The organism is Burkholderia seminalis DSM 23518, assembly GCF_902832885.1.
Classification (GTDB): Bacteria; Pseudomonadota; Gammaproteobacteria; order Burkholderiales; family Burkholderiaceae; genus Burkholderia; species Burkholderia seminalis.
This window is the reverse complement of record NZ_CADFDK010000010.1, coordinates 18,345-34,209: the sequence shown is the minus strand read 5'-3', so window position 1 is coordinate 34,209 and position 15,865 is coordinate 18,345. Positions and strand designations below refer to the sequence as shown.

The 15,865-nt window shown below is 60.6% G+C and carries 17 protein-coding genes and 1 tRNA gene; 4 read left to right on the top strand and 14 right to left on the bottom strand.

The window, feature by feature from the left end:
- Position 1: 1 nt before the first annotated feature.
- On the bottom strand, positions 2-1,138 hold the full coding sequence (locus HWX00_RS26060; protein WP_175027566.1) for a site-specific integrase: 1,137 nt from the start codon (positions 1,136-1,138) through the stop codon (positions 2-4).
- 174 nt (positions 1,139-1,312) lie between these two features.
- Between HWX00_RS26060 and HWX00_RS26055 the strand changes: the two genes are divergently transcribed.
- Both HWX00_RS26055 and HWX00_RS26050 read left to right on the top strand, forming a co-directional pair.
- A tRNA-Arg gene (locus tag HWX00_RS26055) sits at positions 1,313-1,387 on the top strand.
- 167 nt (positions 1,388-1,554) lie between these two features.
- Positions 1,555-2,784, top strand: coding sequence for a tyrosine-type recombinase/integrase (locus tag HWX00_RS26050; protein WP_175027567.1), 1,230 nt, complete (start codon positions 1,555-1,557; stop codon positions 2,782-2,784).
- Positions 2,785-2,887: 103 nt separating this feature from the next.
- On the opposite strand, the gene HWX00_RS26045 is transcribed toward HWX00_RS26050, so the two are convergent.
- The 4 genes from HWX00_RS26045 to HWX00_RS26030 all read right to left on the bottom strand — a co-directional run bounded on the left by HWX00_RS26045 (position 2,888) and on the right by HWX00_RS26030 (position 6,152).
- Positions 2,888-3,208 carry a hypothetical protein gene (locus tag HWX00_RS26045; protein ID WP_175027568.1) on the bottom strand — a complete coding sequence of 107 codons (321 nt, stop codon included), beginning with the start codon at positions 3,206-3,208 and terminating at the stop codon, positions 2,888-2,890.
- Positions 3,193-3,576, bottom strand: a complete 384-nt coding sequence (locus HWX00_RS26040) for a helix-turn-helix domain-containing protein (protein WP_124534186.1) — start codon at positions 3,574-3,576, stop codon at positions 3,193-3,195. Before HWX00_RS26040 ends, HWX00_RS26045 begins: the two co-directional genes overlap by 16 nt.
- 549 nt (positions 3,577-4,125) lie before the next feature.
- A complete protein-coding gene (locus tag HWX00_RS26035) occupies positions 4,126-4,938 on the bottom strand; it encodes an HNH endonuclease (RefSeq protein ID WP_226194182.1) in 813 nt (270 codons plus the stop codon).
- A 299-nt stretch (positions 4,939-5,237) separates the two neighbouring features.
- Complete coding sequence (locus HWX00_RS26030) at positions 5,238-6,152, bottom strand: integrase domain-containing protein (RefSeq protein WP_175027570.1); 915 nt, start codon at positions 6,150-6,152, stop codon at positions 5,238-5,240.
- A gap of 950 nt (positions 6,153-7,102) precedes the next feature.
- Between HWX00_RS26030 and HWX00_RS26025 the strand changes: the two genes are divergently transcribed.
- Positions 7,103-7,366 carry a hypothetical protein gene (locus tag HWX00_RS26025; RefSeq protein ID WP_175027571.1) on the top strand — a complete coding sequence of 88 codons (264 nt, stop codon included), beginning with the start codon at positions 7,103-7,105 and terminating at the stop codon, positions 7,364-7,366.
- Between the two features lie 100 nt (positions 7,367-7,466).
- Entirely contained in the window at positions 7,467-7,775 is a 309-nt protein-coding gene (locus HWX00_RS26020; RefSeq protein ID WP_175027572.1) for a hypothetical protein, read from the top strand.
- A 17-nt stretch (positions 7,776-7,792) separates the two neighbouring features.
- Here HWX00_RS26020 and HWX00_RS26015 read toward each other — a convergent pair whose 3' ends face one another.
- The 9 genes from HWX00_RS26015 to HWX00_RS25975 all read right to left on the bottom strand — a co-directional run bounded on the left by HWX00_RS26015 (position 7,793) and on the right by HWX00_RS25975 (position 15,855).
- On the bottom strand, positions 7,793-9,919 hold the full coding sequence (locus HWX00_RS26015) for a hypothetical protein (RefSeq protein ID WP_175027573.1): 2,127 nt from the start codon (positions 9,917-9,919) through the stop codon (positions 7,793-7,795).
- Positions 9,920-9,929: 10 nt separating this feature from the next.
- Positions 9,930-11,942, bottom strand: a complete 2,013-nt coding sequence (locus HWX00_RS26010) for a lytic transglycosylase domain-containing protein (RefSeq protein ID WP_175027574.1) — start codon at positions 11,940-11,942, stop codon at positions 9,930-9,932.
- 12 nt (positions 11,943-11,954) lie between these two features.
- Entirely contained in the window at positions 11,955-12,314 is a 360-nt protein-coding gene (locus HWX00_RS26005) for a hypothetical protein (protein ID WP_175027575.1), read from the bottom strand.
- A gap of 227 nt (positions 12,315-12,541) precedes the next feature.
- Entirely contained in the window at positions 12,542-12,832 is a 291-nt protein-coding gene (locus tag HWX00_RS26000; protein WP_175027576.1) for a hypothetical protein, read from the bottom strand.
- Positions 12,810-13,226 carry a DUF5681 domain-containing protein gene (locus tag HWX00_RS25995; RefSeq protein ID WP_175027577.1) on the bottom strand — a complete coding sequence of 139 codons (417 nt, stop codon included), beginning with the start codon at positions 13,224-13,226 and terminating at the stop codon, positions 12,810-12,812. The genes HWX00_RS26000 and HWX00_RS25995 overlap by 23 nt, the downstream gene beginning before the upstream one ends.
- A 43-nt stretch (positions 13,227-13,269) precedes the next feature.
- A complete protein-coding gene (locus HWX00_RS25990) occupies positions 13,270-14,235 on the bottom strand; it encodes an AAA family ATPase (RefSeq protein ID WP_175027578.1) in 966 nt (321 codons plus the stop codon).
- The gene (locus HWX00_RS25985; protein ID WP_226194184.1) at positions 14,235-14,744 is read right to left on the bottom strand and encodes a histidine ammonia-lyase; all 510 of its coding nucleotides are present in this window, start codon (positions 14,742-14,744) and stop codon (positions 14,235-14,237) included. The genes HWX00_RS25990 and HWX00_RS25985 overlap by 1 nt, the downstream gene beginning before the upstream one ends.
- 5 nt (positions 14,745-14,749) lie before the next feature.
- A complete protein-coding gene (locus tag HWX00_RS25980) occupies positions 14,750-15,556 on the bottom strand; it encodes a hypothetical protein (protein WP_175027580.1) in 807 nt (268 codons plus the stop codon).
- The gene (locus HWX00_RS25975) at positions 15,553-15,855 is read right to left on the bottom strand and encodes a helix-turn-helix domain-containing protein (protein WP_175027581.1); all 303 of its coding nucleotides are present in this window, start codon (positions 15,853-15,855) and stop codon (positions 15,553-15,555) included. The genes HWX00_RS25980 and HWX00_RS25975 overlap by 4 nt, the downstream gene beginning before the upstream one ends.
- Between the last annotated feature and the right edge of the window lie 10 nt (positions 15,856-15,865).

Sequence of the window (15,865 nt, the reverse complement as noted above, 5' to 3'; positions counted from 1 at the left end):
TCTACTCATTCACCAACTTCAATTGCCCCTTCTTCGCAACCTGATCCGGCCGCAGATTCGTGTAGCGCTTCAGGTTGCGCCAATCCTTGTGGCCTGTCACGGCCGCGACCTCCGGAATATCCCACCCGTCCTCGAAGAGCGCACTCGTCGCTTCGTGCCGCAGATCGTGCAATCGAAGGTCGACGATGCCCTTGTCGACGCAGGCCAGCTTGAAGTACTTGCTCGCCGTGCTCTTGTCGAACCGAAAGATGTACTCGTTCGGATGCGGCTCGATCTTCGGGTCCGCCCTGCGCTTCGCCTCGTATGCAGGCGGCACCGGATATCGCGCCTGACGCAGCAGCACTTCGAGCGAGTCGCCGATCAGCGGCACCCACTCGTCGTTGCCCTTCTTCTGTCGCGGATGTTTGCGATCGCGGACGAGCGCGAGCCGGCGCTCGACGTCGAGATCCGACCACGTCAACCGAAATAGCTCGCCACGCCGGAATGCGCTCTTCATCGCAACGCGGATAACATCCGGCACCGCCTGTTCGCGCTCTGGATGTTCAGAAAACCACTCGAAGATCTTCACGATCTCTTCACGTGTCGGCCGCCGGTCGCGATGCTTCCCCGGCCCGATGAGCTGCAGGTGATCGAGGGTCGGCCGCGCGATGCTCGGAGCATGCGGCAACCGGAGATCCAGTAACGAGGCCATGTGTTTGTACACCGTCCCGAGTTTGGATATGTCCATGTCGATCGTGTACTGCCCCGCCCCCTCTTTCTTGCGCTCCTGGGCAAACTTGACCAGCCGCTTGGTCGACAACTTCGCCGCCACCTCATCATCAAAGTGACTTTCCAGCCGCTTGAGCATGTAGTCTTCGTTCGACTTCTCGGCGACCGGCCGGCCGGAATCGTTGCGAGCGTTTCGATACAAGCGCACCAACTCGCCGACCGTGATCGTGTGCTCGTCGACGGCGGCTTGCCCCTTGTCGATACCGCCCTCGATCTCTCGCGCCCATGCTTCTGCCGCGCCCTTGGTTCGAAACGTCTTTGATATACTCTGTCCCCGCCGGCGGACTTGAGCACGCCAGCGGTCGCCGATCTTGAGGATCGAAGCCATGAAACACCCCGTTTGTGGACTGTAGCAATGCGTCATCCACATACGCTGCTACAGGGTCGATTTGTAGCAGAATTGTAGCAGGCGGGGCGTTAAACTATGCTTCACAACCCGTCATTTCGCGTCATGTGCGGAAAGACGAAAATCCCGGAAAGGCACACGGGACAAGGCTAAGAGCCTGATTCACACGGGTTCAGTCCATCCCGCTCAAACTATCCGCTCCCCGTAGTTCAATGGATAGAACAAGCGCCTCCTAAGCGCTAGATACAGGTTCGATTCCTGTCGGGGGGACCATCTAAGTTCCCAACACTTCCCAAGTTTGCCCAAAAAGTCGCGCACAGCCTTGTGTCGCCTGGACTTTTGCTGCCATCATTGCCCAAGGTTGCCCAGTACAAGCAACCTAACTTGGGGGCATCTTTTGGGACATGCCTCCATGCCCCCAAACTCGATGCCCCCATGCCATGCCGAAGCGCGCTACCCCGCTGACCGAGATGCAGATCCGCAAGGCCAAGCCGGCCGAGAAGCCGTATCGCCTGGCTGACGGCAAAGGGTTGTATCTGGAGGTCATGCCGAACGGGTCACGCTACTGGCGGATGAAGTACCGCTTCGACGGCAAAGAGAAGCGCGCCGCCTTTGGCGTCTATCCAGAGGTGACACTGGCCGAGGCTCGACAGGCCTGCCTCAATGCACGGAAGCAACTCGCCGCCGGCACCGATCCGACCGAACAGAAGCGGGAAGTCAAACGCGCTCGGGCGATCGAAGCAGCGTCGACGTTTGAGGCTGTCGCGCGCGAGTGGTTTGCTGCTCAGAAAGACGGATGGACCGAGGTGTACGCGGCCAAGGTGATCAGTTCGCTTGAAGTCGATGTCTTTCCTAAAGTCGGCCATCGCCCGATCCGAGACATCGAGGCGCCTGACATGCTAGAGATCCTGAGGGCCGTCGAATCCCGCGGTGTACGCGAGACGGCTAAACGCATCCTCCAGCGCTCACGGGCGGTGTTCCAGTACGGAATCATGACCGGGCGATGCCCTCGCAATCCGGCTGCAGACATTGACGCCGAGACCGTTCTCAAGAAAGGCACCGGCGTCAAACACATGGCACGGGTCAAGCCCATCGAAATCCCGCAGCTCATGAGAGACATCGCAGCGTACCAAGGCGATCTCGTCACGCGGCTGGCGCTCCGCTTCATGGCTCTGACGTTCACTCGGACAACCGAGATGATCAACGCGGAGTGGGACGAGTTCGACGAGCGCGCGGCCGAATGGCGGATTCCGCCCGAGCGCATGAAGATGCGCGATCCACACATCGTCCCGCTTTCGCGCCAAGCGCTCGACACACTGGCCGCGTTGCGCGAACTAAACGGCGCCCACCGGCATGTGTTCTATAGCATCCAGGGCCGAAGCCACATCTCGAACAACACGATGCTCTATGCGCTCTACCGCATGGGCTACAAGTCGCGAATGACCGGACACGGATTCCGCGGTCTGGCCGCTACCGTGCTTCGCGAACTCGGTTATAGCCGCGATGTTGTCGATCGTCAGCTTGCCCACGCAGAGCGCAATCAAGTCACCGCGGCATACGTGCATGCTGAGTTTCTGCCTGAACGTCGAAAAATGATGCAGCACTGGGCCGACTATTTAGATGCACTTGAGGCGGGGGCCGCGATCATCCCCCTCGACGTCGCACGATAGGAGTTCGCTGGACTCCGCATCCAGCGAATCCTGTCGTAGATTTTGCGAGATTCCGCCAAGGCAGCAAAGCTCCTTGTACTGGGATGCACACCGTTTGACACCCTCACCCCGCATTGGGGAGTACCCAAAGCAGTTTGATACTCGAGGCGCCAATCGCAAGTGCGATCCCCATCCAAAGACAAAGGAGGTCCCACCAATACAACCCGTCCGACTTCCTACGCTTGGCGTTTCCGATCGCATCCGCAATTTCGCTAGTAGGTAAATCTCCTTGCTGAACTGCGCCCTCCTTGATGTCGGCCATTTGCTTGCTGTGCCCTTGCAAACGAGAGAATCGAATTGCCGGAATGACAACAGCAACTGCGCTAGCAAGCGACATCGACTCGGCGACATACTCAATAAGTCGAGCGGTCACATTTGCACCCATGTTTTTTCCGTAACTGGTGGAACATGAGCCGAAGACCGCTTCTTCTGAACTGCGGCTCCTGAATCAGCGCTTTTCGGTGGCACGAGGCCAACAACCAATCCCGCGCCAACCGCGTGAGCATATCTGACGAGCGTCTCAAGGGTCGGTCCGTGCTTTCCTTCGCCGTTTTCCAGCCGGCTAATATCACCTTGATCGATGTGCGCCAGCTCCGCCACCGTCGACTGACTCAGGCCCTGCTCTACCCGGACTCTTCTCAGCGCATCGCCCAAATCAACCAAGCTGTTTCGCAATGCGGCCCGAGCACTAAGACGCGGGTCATTGAGAATGGCCGCCTCAAGATCGTCAACGCTTGATATTTTCATAACCATAGTTGCCTCCTACGCGCGTTGGACAGCAGCGGCCGTCACAGCAGCCACATCATCCGCGATTGCCAGTACCTCGAGATCCCCTCCAGCATTTGCCCCGGTCGGAGGCCTTCTGAGGACAAAAACGACGTAGCTCGTAGCAGGGCGTCGCTTGTAGAACTTGAATCCACGATCATGGTGGTACCACGCACTCTCGTCAATTTGACGTGTCGCCATTCGCTTCACCAACACAAAGATGTCCGTCGCGTCATCAGGATCTGCATTGGCCAGCTGGATAATCTCGGCCTTAGCTGCAGGATGCCATTTGAGGTTGTACGAGCACATAGCCTTCCTAGTTATTATGGGCTACTCCCCATGAACTACAAGGGATGTTACATAGGGAAAACACACGGGAACACCTGATTCGACACCATTTCCACACCCTCAGTCGAATTAGGGATTTCCCTATCGATGCGGCTCCGGCGATCAAGCTCTCGCAACGACGCCGGACTGCCTTCGTCAATCGCCACAACAGCAATACGTACGACGACCCGAGGCCCTTCAGCATTCAGGCTACTTGCCCGCCTCTAGGCGTCTCCCGAAATGCAGCTCCCGATGACAATTCGGGCACAGCGCAACGGCATTTTCGATCGTGTCCTCACCACCATCTGCCAGTCGCACACGATGATGCACCTCCAAGTATGGACTGCCATCACTTTTCCTCGCGAATGGTGCGGACTTCCCGCATTCTTGACATTGTCCTTGCGCTAGATCCAACACCTCCGCAACCACGTCCGGATTCCGAAGATAGACGTCTGTGGAAACAGTGATCCTTTCAGGTAGCTTGGGTGCGGCTTTTAGCCGTGCCTGTCGTGCAGTTCGCGAATCGAAACTGGACCGCCTTACCGCCTCACCAAAATCAGCCTGAAGAGTGGCTAGGTCGATTTCCTGCCGAATTCCTCTCTCCTTCAGCAAGGCCATGAGATGGTCCGCCTCGAACGCATTCGCAACCGGTAAGCGGGTTTTCATCGGATGGTAGAGGCGAGCCTCCTCTTCGCTGATGGCGTCCCGGACATCGCAGATCACGAATTCCCACCGGACACCTCGCTCGTGCTGATGTGTCGATACCGATCCGAGCGGCACATTGGCATGCAAGCGGTACGTACTATCTCTAAGTACGCATCCGGCTCCAACATAGCCATAGCCACTTGCATAAGCGAGAACTCGGTCCCCCTCGTCCATCGCTCGCAAGTGTTTCTCGCCCTCATCACCGGGCTCGCCATCAAAACCTGCCGTGATTACGCCGCGCCGGACATTCTCGGCCCACCATTCGTTGACATCTCCACCATTTTCGAGATTCCCGATATTGAAGCGATGGCACTTCATGTCACGCAACTCCCAAGGTAAAGAAACGTATAGTTCCGATATCGGCCTTCGAGTATGAATCTTGATCTCCTCGGGCCATAAAGCTAGCGCATTTTTACTCCGCCTTATATTGCAGTGGGTCCGCCAGATACTGGTGTACCTGGTCATTTCGCCAAACCGTGCACCGCGGTGACAATTGAATCGGTTGCGGTGCGCGTCCAGCCAAACACAGCTTTCGCCATGTCTCTCGGCACACGCCCACAAACGGAGCGATTTGCCTCCAGCGCGAGTGACCCACCTCGGGCAGCGTGTCGACGTGCTTATGCATGGCGCACCTCCACCCCAGCAAGCACCTCGCGCCCGTAGACCCGCTCCACCCATGTCCCGCGTCCGTCCCCGTGGCCGAGCCATGTCGACACGCCTGCGGCCGCCTCCCGGCGCGATACGCCGGCAGCCTTCTGTCGCTCCAGATGCTCGGTTGCGTATGCGTAGCGGAGGCTATGCGGCGCGCGCTCATCGGTCATGCCAACCTTGCGCACCACGTAGTGGTAACGTTCCATCGCCCGCCTCAGATCCGGCTTGCGCACCAGCTTGCCGCCGTACTCGTTCGACAGTTCAATCGCACGCCCCACCAACTCGGCAGCGCGCTGCCGATCCAATGGCGGACTCCGTCGCGTCTTGCCACCCTTCGTCCCGTGGATGATGGTCACGAAGCCATCCCCGATCGGGCTCGAAAGCGCGCGCCGCCAATCAGCCAGCGATTTGATGCTTTGAACCGCCTCCCTCGCTCGCAGCCCAAGTTCGAGCTGCAGCTCAAGCACAACCGCAATACCCGGGTCGATCGCAGCAGCGGCAGCGCGGTATGGCTCCAGCTCGTCGCGCATCATCGGCCGCTTCGTTCCGGCCCTGCTCGCGCCCGACAGACCGAGCGCCGCATTGCTCATCTTGTCGGCAAATGGCCGGCGACCGATCCCTTCGAGTGCCGTTCGGATGTGCGTCATGTTGTTGATGGCCGTCCGCTTCGAGCGCCCTCGGCCCGTCATGTCATTCGACCAGGCGATCAGATGCTTCTCTTTGAGCTGACCGGTCGTGTGAACCTGGAAGCCCGTGTCCCACAGAAACCGAGCGAAACGGGCGAGCGACTTCTCTCGACCGTTGGAGGTCGAGTTTGCCTGTTTGCCACGCGCCCCGCGCGCAGCACGGCACAGGTCGGCCGTGAGAGATTTGTGCGACATGCGTACCCCGAATCCATGACGTGAGGCTCGACCCCCAGTTGTCTCCCTGTCCGCTGGACGGGGCCGCGAAAATGCAGCCGGGAGACAACAAACGGGGGCACGAGCCTCGGCCTGGTGAGATTGGGAGCGTTCTACGCCAGCAAGCCGGCGCAGCCCGGCACGCATGAACCCGATGAGGTTCGACGCGTGGCGGGAAGACGCTTCCCCCGTTTGATCCGTGTTTTGGCTTTGCGACCGATCGGGGGGCGCCAATGCCCCGACCGCGCGAGTTGATGCGTACCGAGCGAGTCGGTGCGAAATTTCAGACGCCGAGGCCGAGCACGCCGTCGATCGTCACGAGGACGATTGAGACGGGCGCAGCAAGGCACGGCGTTAGCGCTGGGGAGCGCACGTCACGGATTGATTGCCGCGGGAGCGGCATACGGGGATTGCACATCGCGCCTTTCGCAGGAAGCAAAAGGCGATGGAAGGTCTCGCCAAGCGGCGAAGCAGTCACGAGCCCATCAGGAAACGATGGACGGATTTTGGGCGTGGGCCCTACTCAGTTCATTCGGTGATCGAGTCACCGTGCCCGCAGAGCGGGCTTACATATGGCTGTTCAACAGCTAGGTCTTGCAGTCGATGCCCTTTAACCCGGGCTAGGTGTGAAGCAAGATTAGCGAGGCAAATACGGCTTGGCAACAGTTTTTCAGCGGTCCCTGGCCAGCGCAGAAGAATGGTGGTCACGCCTACAGAGTGACGCACGATACATTTCCTGATGCGCATCGCTTTGCTGGCCGATTCGCAAAGTGACGCCGCAGTCGACGCCGAAATTACACGTTGCAGTTTCGACACAGTGTGGCTCGCGGTGACCGCTACTTCCCCCGGCCCGCGCTCGCCCAATCTCTTCATCCCAGTGGGCACCAGGGAGAGCATGTATTCTCAAGGAGCCCTTTGCTTGGAGCACGACCATGTTCTATCGGAACATCAACGGTTACGACGTCTATCTCTACGTCGAAGTAAAGAACCACGGGTTCGCCGGCATAAATGGCCGGCCGGAGATCTTCGGCTTTCGGATCGCGGCTGTTCCGACGGGGTTGCCGGAAAACTCACTCGAAGCGTGGCGGAAAACGTGCGAACCAGAGGAAGGTTACCGGCGACACGATCTGGCCTTTGCCATTGCAGAGGAGGTTGCCGGTCAGTTCGTATTGTCGTTACCTCAGGTAGGACGGTAGACGACGGGGCGCCGGTCATGGACGCTCGGCGGATCTCGATCCGCGTTGCGGCTCGTTTCTCCGTCGCCTATCCTCAGTGGGATCGTCTGGGATATACCTCATGAGCCTCGCCCCTGCCATTGCCGGAACCGCTGCCGCGACGAGTGCAGCCGGCTTCACACTTACCGACCGCGTGTTCATCTACATCGGCGCGGCAATTCTCTTCGGGTTGATCGGTCTGGTCCCGCTGTTGGCCGGGAAGCCGGAGCCCGAGCTAAAGCCCGCGCCACCGGACTGGGATGTGATGGACGGGGAATCCAAGAATTCGGCCCCCCTCGTCACTGAGCATCCAATGACAATCGACGGCGAGGTGACGGAAGTGCGGGAAGTACCAAAGTTGACCGGCCGTGGTTCCCGCTGGGGACGATAGGCCGATCAATCTGGTGGTTACGGATTCCCTCGAGGACCAGCGAGTTGCGGGACGGCAAGTGCCGGGATGTACTGCAAACGGCCCGACAAACCTTGCATAAGTCCTCCAGCGACTGGGGCGGGTGCGCCCACAGCGCGAGCATCGAGGTACGGCAGGAACTCATGCGGATTGAGCAGCAGTCCAGCCAAGTGCTCGTTCAACCGTGTGCCAACTCGAGAGCCGTTCAGCAAGCCACCAACGCCGCTACCGAGCGCCGCCCCGACGCCGGCGCCAGCCGGCCCGAACATCGCCGCGCCGCCAGCTGCGCCCGCCGCCTGCGCAGCATTTCCGAGAACACTACCGACCATGCCGCCCTGGAAATCGCGTCCGTACAGTTGCCGCGCGAGCCAGCCGTTTGCGGTAAGGTTGTACGCTGTATCGCTGCCGGGCGCCCGGATCGAGTTTGATACCGTCGCACGCTGGAGATCTTGGCCGATCCCTTGCAAGGCGTTCATGGCGTTCGCGTCAATCCCATAAGGAGCACCATTCATCGCTTGCCGCAAAGCACTGCGGTACGGCATTAGTTGGATCTGGGGAACCTGACCGGCATTCATTGCGCGCGTGCCCAGTCCATTGGCAATTTGCTGCCCCACTTCCATCGTGTTCACCGGCACGCTCATCTGTGCATACATCTGCGTTGCTTGACGCTGCGCCGGAATGTAGCGACTCGTCCATGCTTGGAGCTGAGATTGGGCGTCAGCAAGCCCGGACGCGAGTTCCTTGTTGCCTGATGCTTTGGCACTTCCGATCATGTCCCCGAGCGCACGATTCGTGTAGTCGAGTGCACGACCATTGATCGACATATCGCCGCCCTGCTGCGGCCAGACAAGGGTTTCGCCGCGATTCGCCGCGAGTTGGTCCGCCTGTTGAGCGGCCTGTCGCATTGCAGGACGCTGGAACAGATTAATAAGTGCCTTCCCTGCGTTCGCCGTCTGGTCGCCAGCAGTCGAATAGAGTGGGAACGTTGCATCTTCTCGAGCCGTACGAGCGGCCTGTAATGCTTCCGGCGTCTGCGCGACATTCATCAGCGCTTGCCATCGAGCATCGTTGTTGTCGATCGCGCGCTGCTCGAGCGCTGTCTTGAATGCCGGATTGCTGTTCGCCATCGCCGTCTCTGTCTGGGCCAAGAAGGGTGTCGCCCCGACCTGAGCAGTCGTCGGCATCGAACCAGGCACATATACCGGTGCGGTGCGGATATTGGTCGCCACCTGTGCAGCGTCATTTCCGATTGCATTGGCGAATTGCTGCCCAACGTAGCCGCGTGGATTCAGCAGCGGCACCGCTGCGTTATAAGCAGCGCGGCCTGCTCCAAGCAGGCCCCCGACGACAGCCGGCGCGGCGACACCCATACCTGCGCCCACTAGGGCATTACGCCCGACCTGAGGCCAATACGGTTGATTGGGATCGATCGCCGTGCCTGCCGAAAGCGCGGCACCCGTCGCAGCGTTTCCGATCCCAGTGCCAACCATACGGCCGACTGTGCCGCCCATTGCCGGAAGCGCCGTGATGCCATCCCGAATCGCATTTCCCACGCGCAGCGCGCCGCCCATCGGCAAGAGCATCGGCGCCACGATGGCCGATGCCTGCGCGCCGGGCGAGGCCGTTTGCCTGAACTGTTGGTCCGCTGCTGATTGGGCCGAAACATCGTTGTTCGCGGTGTTGGCCAGCCAGTTGCCCGCTGCCGAGCCGCGCACGCCGGGAATCGCGTTCACCCCGGCGGAGATACCTTTCTCGACGAGGTTGGCGGCGTTGCTCGCGAGACTCGAAATGCCGTGCCAAGCGCCGGAGCCGATCTGCTGCAGATTGCTCCATGTGTCAGGCGACGCACCGCCTGCCGCGAGGTCCTGCGCGAGCACCGGCGACGCTGCGCGCGCCGCTGGCGCAGTGGCCTTTGGCAAACCACCCTGCGACGCGATGAAGGTGTCAAGCGGGTCCGCAGCGTTGGCTGGCGGCGTTGCCGCGGTATTCCTGGAGGATCTGCCGCCCGCCAGGCCGCCCTGGGACGAGATGAATGCATCGAGCGGATCAGCGCCGCTCGCGGGCATTTGCGGCGGTTGCGCTCCTGCGCCAGCGCCGGGAGTGATGAAGCCGTATTGGTAGGGCATGGCGACCTCCTTAGCGCAGCAGGCCGACGTTCAAGCCCCAGCGGAGGGCCTGTGCGTCCTGCGGATTGTTTTTGGCCGCAGCGATTGCCTGATTGCGGGCTGGGCCGGACGGCATCTTGATAATTGCGGCGGCGGTGGGCGTCATCACCTGGTCGAACTGGTTTTCGCGCTGGTTGTAGGCCTGCGCATTTCCGTTGGCGTACGCATCGGAAAGATAGTCACCCTTGACCATCCGCATCTGTACCTGCGCCTTGATCTGGCCCAGGCCGGTCTGGATCGCCTGCGGATTCATGCCGTACGATGGGATGGCGCCGTCGACGATCGCCCGGGCAGCGTCAGTGCTCATGCCGCTCGAGTTCGATACCTGCGTAATGAGGTTGTCGCGCGCTTTGTCGAACAACTGGGCGTCCGACGAAAAGATGCCCTGCACGTTGTATAGCTTGTTCGCGAGTGCCGGGCTCTTCGTCTGGGCGAAGTTCGACATGTCGTCGAGCATCGTCAGCGCGTACTGACCGGTGGACCGGGCTTGTCGCGCCTCCTTGTACGAGGCGTTCATAGTGTCGACCTGGCCTTTCGCCTGTGCGGTGGCGTCGGCCTGGGCGCCAAGGGGAGGTTGCGCTGCCATCGGATGGGCGGACTGGGGCATCGCTGGCGAACCTTGCGCCGGTGCGCCGTTGTAGTTCTGCATTTGCGCGTGCACCTGACCGACGAAGCCCTGCGTCTCGGTGGGCAGCATCTTCCACGGCCGACCAGCGGCGATCCATTTGTCGGCGTTCTGCGGCCCCCAGTTATAGGCGACGGCCGCATCCGTATAGTTGCCGTAGCGCTGCTGCATGGCGGTCGCATAATCAGCACCGACTCGCTGCTTCTCGGCCGGAGAATTGTCACGCGCAGGTGTCACGCCAAAGCCCGGGTTCGTCAGAGTCGAGCCCATTGTCTGCATGCTTCCCGATGCGCCGGACGCCGGATTAACAGCCATCGGATTGCCACCGCTCTCGACCTGGCGGATGGCGTTCTGGAACGGCGTTAAACCGGGCACCGCTCCCGCGCCGGTGGAAGCGCCACCATTCGACGCGTCTGCGACATTTGCAGTGGACTGGAAAACGAAGCCGCCCTGACCGCCATTCGCCGACGGGTCCCAGACCTGTTGCAGGTTGTACTGCGCCTTGCCGCCAGCCTGCGCGGCCGAACTACCGCGAACGGCCTCCGCGCCGCCCGCAACTGGCGTGACCGACCATTGGCCGGTCGCATTGTCGTAGCTGTTCATGTACCCGGCGGGTGCCGCACCAGGCGTAGTCACGAGCTTGCCATTCATAACGAATGGCGCGCCAGGGCGCAGCGAGACGATTCCGTCCTTCGTCAGGATGCCGCGCAGTGCATTCTGATATTCGGGCGTCCCATTGCCATACGCGGCGGCTGCATTGCGCTGGACGTCCGTCGGCAATGCCATCTGTACCGACGGATCATACTGAAGCTGCTCCTTTGCGTAATCCATCCCGCCGGGCACACCCATCATGCTGAGTCCCAATCCCTGGTTCAGGATGCGTCTGACATTCGAATCCTTCGCCTGCGCTTGCGTCGGATAGAGGGAAGCCGCGGAGTCCGCTGCTACTTGCGGAGAGGACGCGTATGCCCCCATTCCGGCCGATATCCCGGACAAACCGGGCACGTTTGCCGAACCGACAAGGGCCGGTGCGGGAGCGACGGATTCTTGCGTGGCGGTCGGCGCAGCAGCCGCGTTTGTGTTCCCGGCCATCAGTCCCTGCACCATCCGCAACCCCATCAGTTGCCGTTGCATTGCGAAGGCATCCTGGGCTCCCTGCATGCCCCCCTGCAAACCCATGCCCAGTGCCGCGCCGTTCGTCACGGGCAATCGGGATGCACCCGACGCTTGCAGCAGCGCGCCAGCCATGCCCATCAGGCCGGCGGTGTTCGGATTCGCCATCATTCCCATCAGGCCTCCTCCGAACGCAGGCACCTGATCCGATTCGCTGCTTGTAGAAAGAGCGTCCAACAGTCCCATGAGATTCCCCTGTTAATGAATCAAGATGTCCGAACGCTCGCCGTCAGCGTCCCGCTGAAGCAATGCCTTGTCGGCATCAGCATCGGTTTGCATCTGCTGTGCGCATCGCTTTGCTCCATCGACAATGACCTTCGCCGCCTCGACTGGATCTGCGATTCCCGTCGTCAATTCGTTAAGGCGATTCGTCAGGTAGCCGTGGAGGTTCACCATTTCAACGACACCAGCCATCAGATACCGGCGCTCCTCGCTCGATTCATCAAATTGGTCTGCCACCGGTTGTATGTGCGCATGGATGACCCTCAATTGAGCCAGCGCGACGTTCAACACAAGCTCCATATTCGCAAGCTGGATTTGTTCGTCTGCATCTTTCATTTGCCACCTCCAATCGCCCCACATTGAACGTCCGCCCACGTCGTCCCTTCGGGGACTTCCTCAAAGCCGCTACGTCCAAGCGTCCAAATGAGGTGCGGGAGGCACTCCTTATCCTCGAGGTCAGTAATCACAATCGTGTCTACGGCGTACGACTCAGGCTGCCGTTGCTCGAGGCGCTCAACACGCGTTCTGAGGTTGATGTTTGCCATTGCATTGCTCTCCAATGATCACGACTCGGCATGTCGTCCCGCGTTGGTTACGGCGCCGGCCCTCTCCTTGCGAACGAGAAACCTGCCTGCTACACGTTGACGCTTGATTTCCGCGATCAACTGCTGCTCCAACTCGGATGCAGACTGACCGGGTGCACACGGCACATAGGCTCCATTCACCGTAACGCCGTCGAAATAGCTTTCGTCTTCCGAAGCGATGATTCGGCGAATGATGATCGGCGGATCACTCGTGTCCCGTCGTTGTTCCAAGCACGCAACGCGCGCCTTAAGATTGTTGTTGCTCGCCATCGCCGTTGCCCTCCAAAGCCTCGATGCGTTTCACAAGATCATCGACCTCGACAATCCTCATCTGCGCGGTAACGACCTGCATCACTGCGGCTGCCTCATCGGGCGTGATTTCTCCCGCCGCCATCGCCCGTAAAACTGTTTCGCCCATCTGTGCTGGCGAGCCACCCAAGCTCTTGAGGCTGATTGGCTGATCCTTCGCCTTGATCGTCGGGATGCACCGGTCGATGCAAATCCGCAGCGCCGTCGTGTCGCCGGCCAGCGCCAGCTCCACGGCCTTCTTCACCAAATCGGCGGCATGCGGCTGGAGCAACTCGCGCAGCGCCGTGCGCTTGTCACGCGCACCCTTCGGTTTCCCCGCGGGATTGCCGCTCTGCCCTTTCCTGAACTGGGTCATTGCCCTGATTTTCTCCTGCTAAATTCAGTCTCAGCGACCCAAATCACCGCTGCCAGCCCTGCATCCACGTACCGGAATGCAGATCCAGATACCGCGCGCCGCCAGCACGTACGTCACGAAACTGCAGGCTGGCCATGTCGAACCAGAGGCGCACGGTGCCTTCCCACGTGTGGTGGCGCTGCTTCGCGCAGATCAACGCTGTATCGGCCTGCTGCTCGGCTTCTTCGCGCTTCTCGTCAGAAAGCATCTCCTTGCGGAGCAGCGCCTCCTTGGACTTGTTGCGATGGACGATCAGAACGTTGTCCACCAAATCCGTGATCTCGCCGGCGCCCTTCATATCGAACTTGTCCGGCACGACGGCTTCCTTCTCGCCCTTGCGCGCGTGATGCACGAGGTGGATGTGCACGCCGGTGTCGCGCGCCAGCGAACACAGCGAATCGACAAACGCTTTCTGGCCGCCATAGTCGTCCGGAGCGATGCCGCACTTGAGCAGGCTGTCGATCACGACGTGGTGCACGCCAAGCTCCTTGCGGCAGTACCGGGCTACGGCGAGCATGCGGGTTCGTTCCACGGTACCAACGTGGGCGTACAGCCAAAGCCGCTCGTCCGTCCAGCGACCGAAGCCGCGGATGAATTCAGGAGCCGGCTTATCAGTGGCCGCCGCCTGGCGCGCGAGGCGCTCCATCGTCGCGATCGGGCGCATTTCCATCGACGCGATGCATACCCGGTCGCCGGCCGACATGGCATGAAGCATCACCTCGCCGAGGACGGCGGACTTGCCGTGGCCGTTCACGCCGCCCCACAGCGTCACCTCGCCCTCGCGGAAGCGGAGCGAATCGCCAACGGTGGCCCAAGGCGACTCGGTACCGGGCGCGACTTCCTTCGGGCTGTGCAGGTGCTCGACCAGGTCCTCGATAAACTCGCTCGCGCGGCGCACGTCCGCTCGGCCGTCGTCTGTATCGTTGAGATAGGCGTTCCAGTCGATCGAATCGGGAATCGTTCGGGCCATCAGGCCACCTCCTTGGCATTCTCATGAGCTTCGGCGACCACCTGCATTGCGAGGTCGCAGGCGTCGTCGTACGGATTCGGAATCGTGTCGCCCAATACGTCGAACAGGCGTCGAGCAAGTACGTGCGACGCGGGCCAACAGATCGGTGCGATCGCCATCGGGAACCAGTCAAACAGCGCGAAATCCTGTCCAGGGACAACATGCGCCTCGCCGCAATGCACACGCGGACCTTCGCGGAAGGTCAGCACCAGCGTGTCAGGTACTGCAGCGGCGATATCCGACAGCGTGCTCAGAAGGTCACTCCACGGCACGTGTATGGACGCGAACACCTCGACGTCCAATGCTGTAACCGGTCGCCAGTCGTAACGCTCGCTTGGCGTCGCGCTGAGCGTCACATTCGCCCATGACAACGGGCCGACAAGCGTGACCAACACCGGTAGTTCCGGCACGTTGCCGCTCTTGCGCATAGCTATCAGCTCGGCCGAGTTACGGGGGAAGCGCGGCTTCATGGCTATCATCCGAAGATCCCTTCGGCCTGATGGCCATTAACGCGTCCGGACGGCTCGCTCAACCACGATGCGTTGAAGCCTCCCCATCCACGAATGACGCAGGTGCGCACTGCGTCCGCCATCGAGATCCCCGCCTTGTCTGCCTCGGCTTTTGCATCATCGAAAGCCGTCACAGTCGGCGCCAGACGCTTGGTTTTGCGAACTGCAAGCCAGTCCTTCGCGATCTCAGGCGGAACGCCGAAAGACTCGAGATGCGCCTGCGCATCGAAGCGCGGAGCGCGTTGTTTTTGTTTGTTTGAAGACGAAGATGAAGATGAAGATGAAGAGCCGTCACCTAAGGGGGGCTTTGGTGAAGCTTTGGTGCTATCGCCCAAGGCCACCTTTGGTGCTGCCTTCAGTGCATCATCGCCATCGATTGGGAAGCGAGACGACTCACCACGGACCGAGCGCACATGCTCGTCCTTGACCATCCTCGAGGAGTACCAGATCGGCCCTTCCTGCTCCGCGATGAGCGTTACGGGATCACCGTCACGTCGACCGGATCTCGGAACGTAGATGAACGCAGCACACGTCTGCCCTTTGTCGGCTCCCTTCAGCACGCCCTTGGTGATGATCGATCTGAGCATCGCGAGCGGAGCACCGATCGCCTGCGCAATTTCTTTGAGCGGCCAGCGGAGAACGCCGTACTCTTCGGAATCGTGCAGGAGGCACATCACGTCGATCCAGACGCCCTTCTCAGCATGAGTACAGCGTCGGAGGTTGCTGTTCGCCTGCCAGTCGCCTGGATAGAACTGGAATGACGGCCGCGTCATGCCGCTACCTCCCGCATCAGGTGGTAGCGTGCAACGCGATGCCAACTACCTTCGGGCGTAGCTTCCTGGGTCCAAACAGTCGAGATCTCGACCCCGATGCGCCGCAGTTCCATGATCCGCGCCGCCGGATGCATGACGTCAATTTTGTGCCGCGCATCTAACGTCGATAGCGAGCCGTATTGATGCAGGAAATCAAGAATTCGATGCCGTTGAGCTGCGGCATCGTTGCTGCTATAGTGGGCTTGAGCTTTGTTTTGAGCCGCACCTTCGAGGGTCGCGGCTTTTTTATTGTTTGTCATCGACGCCCCC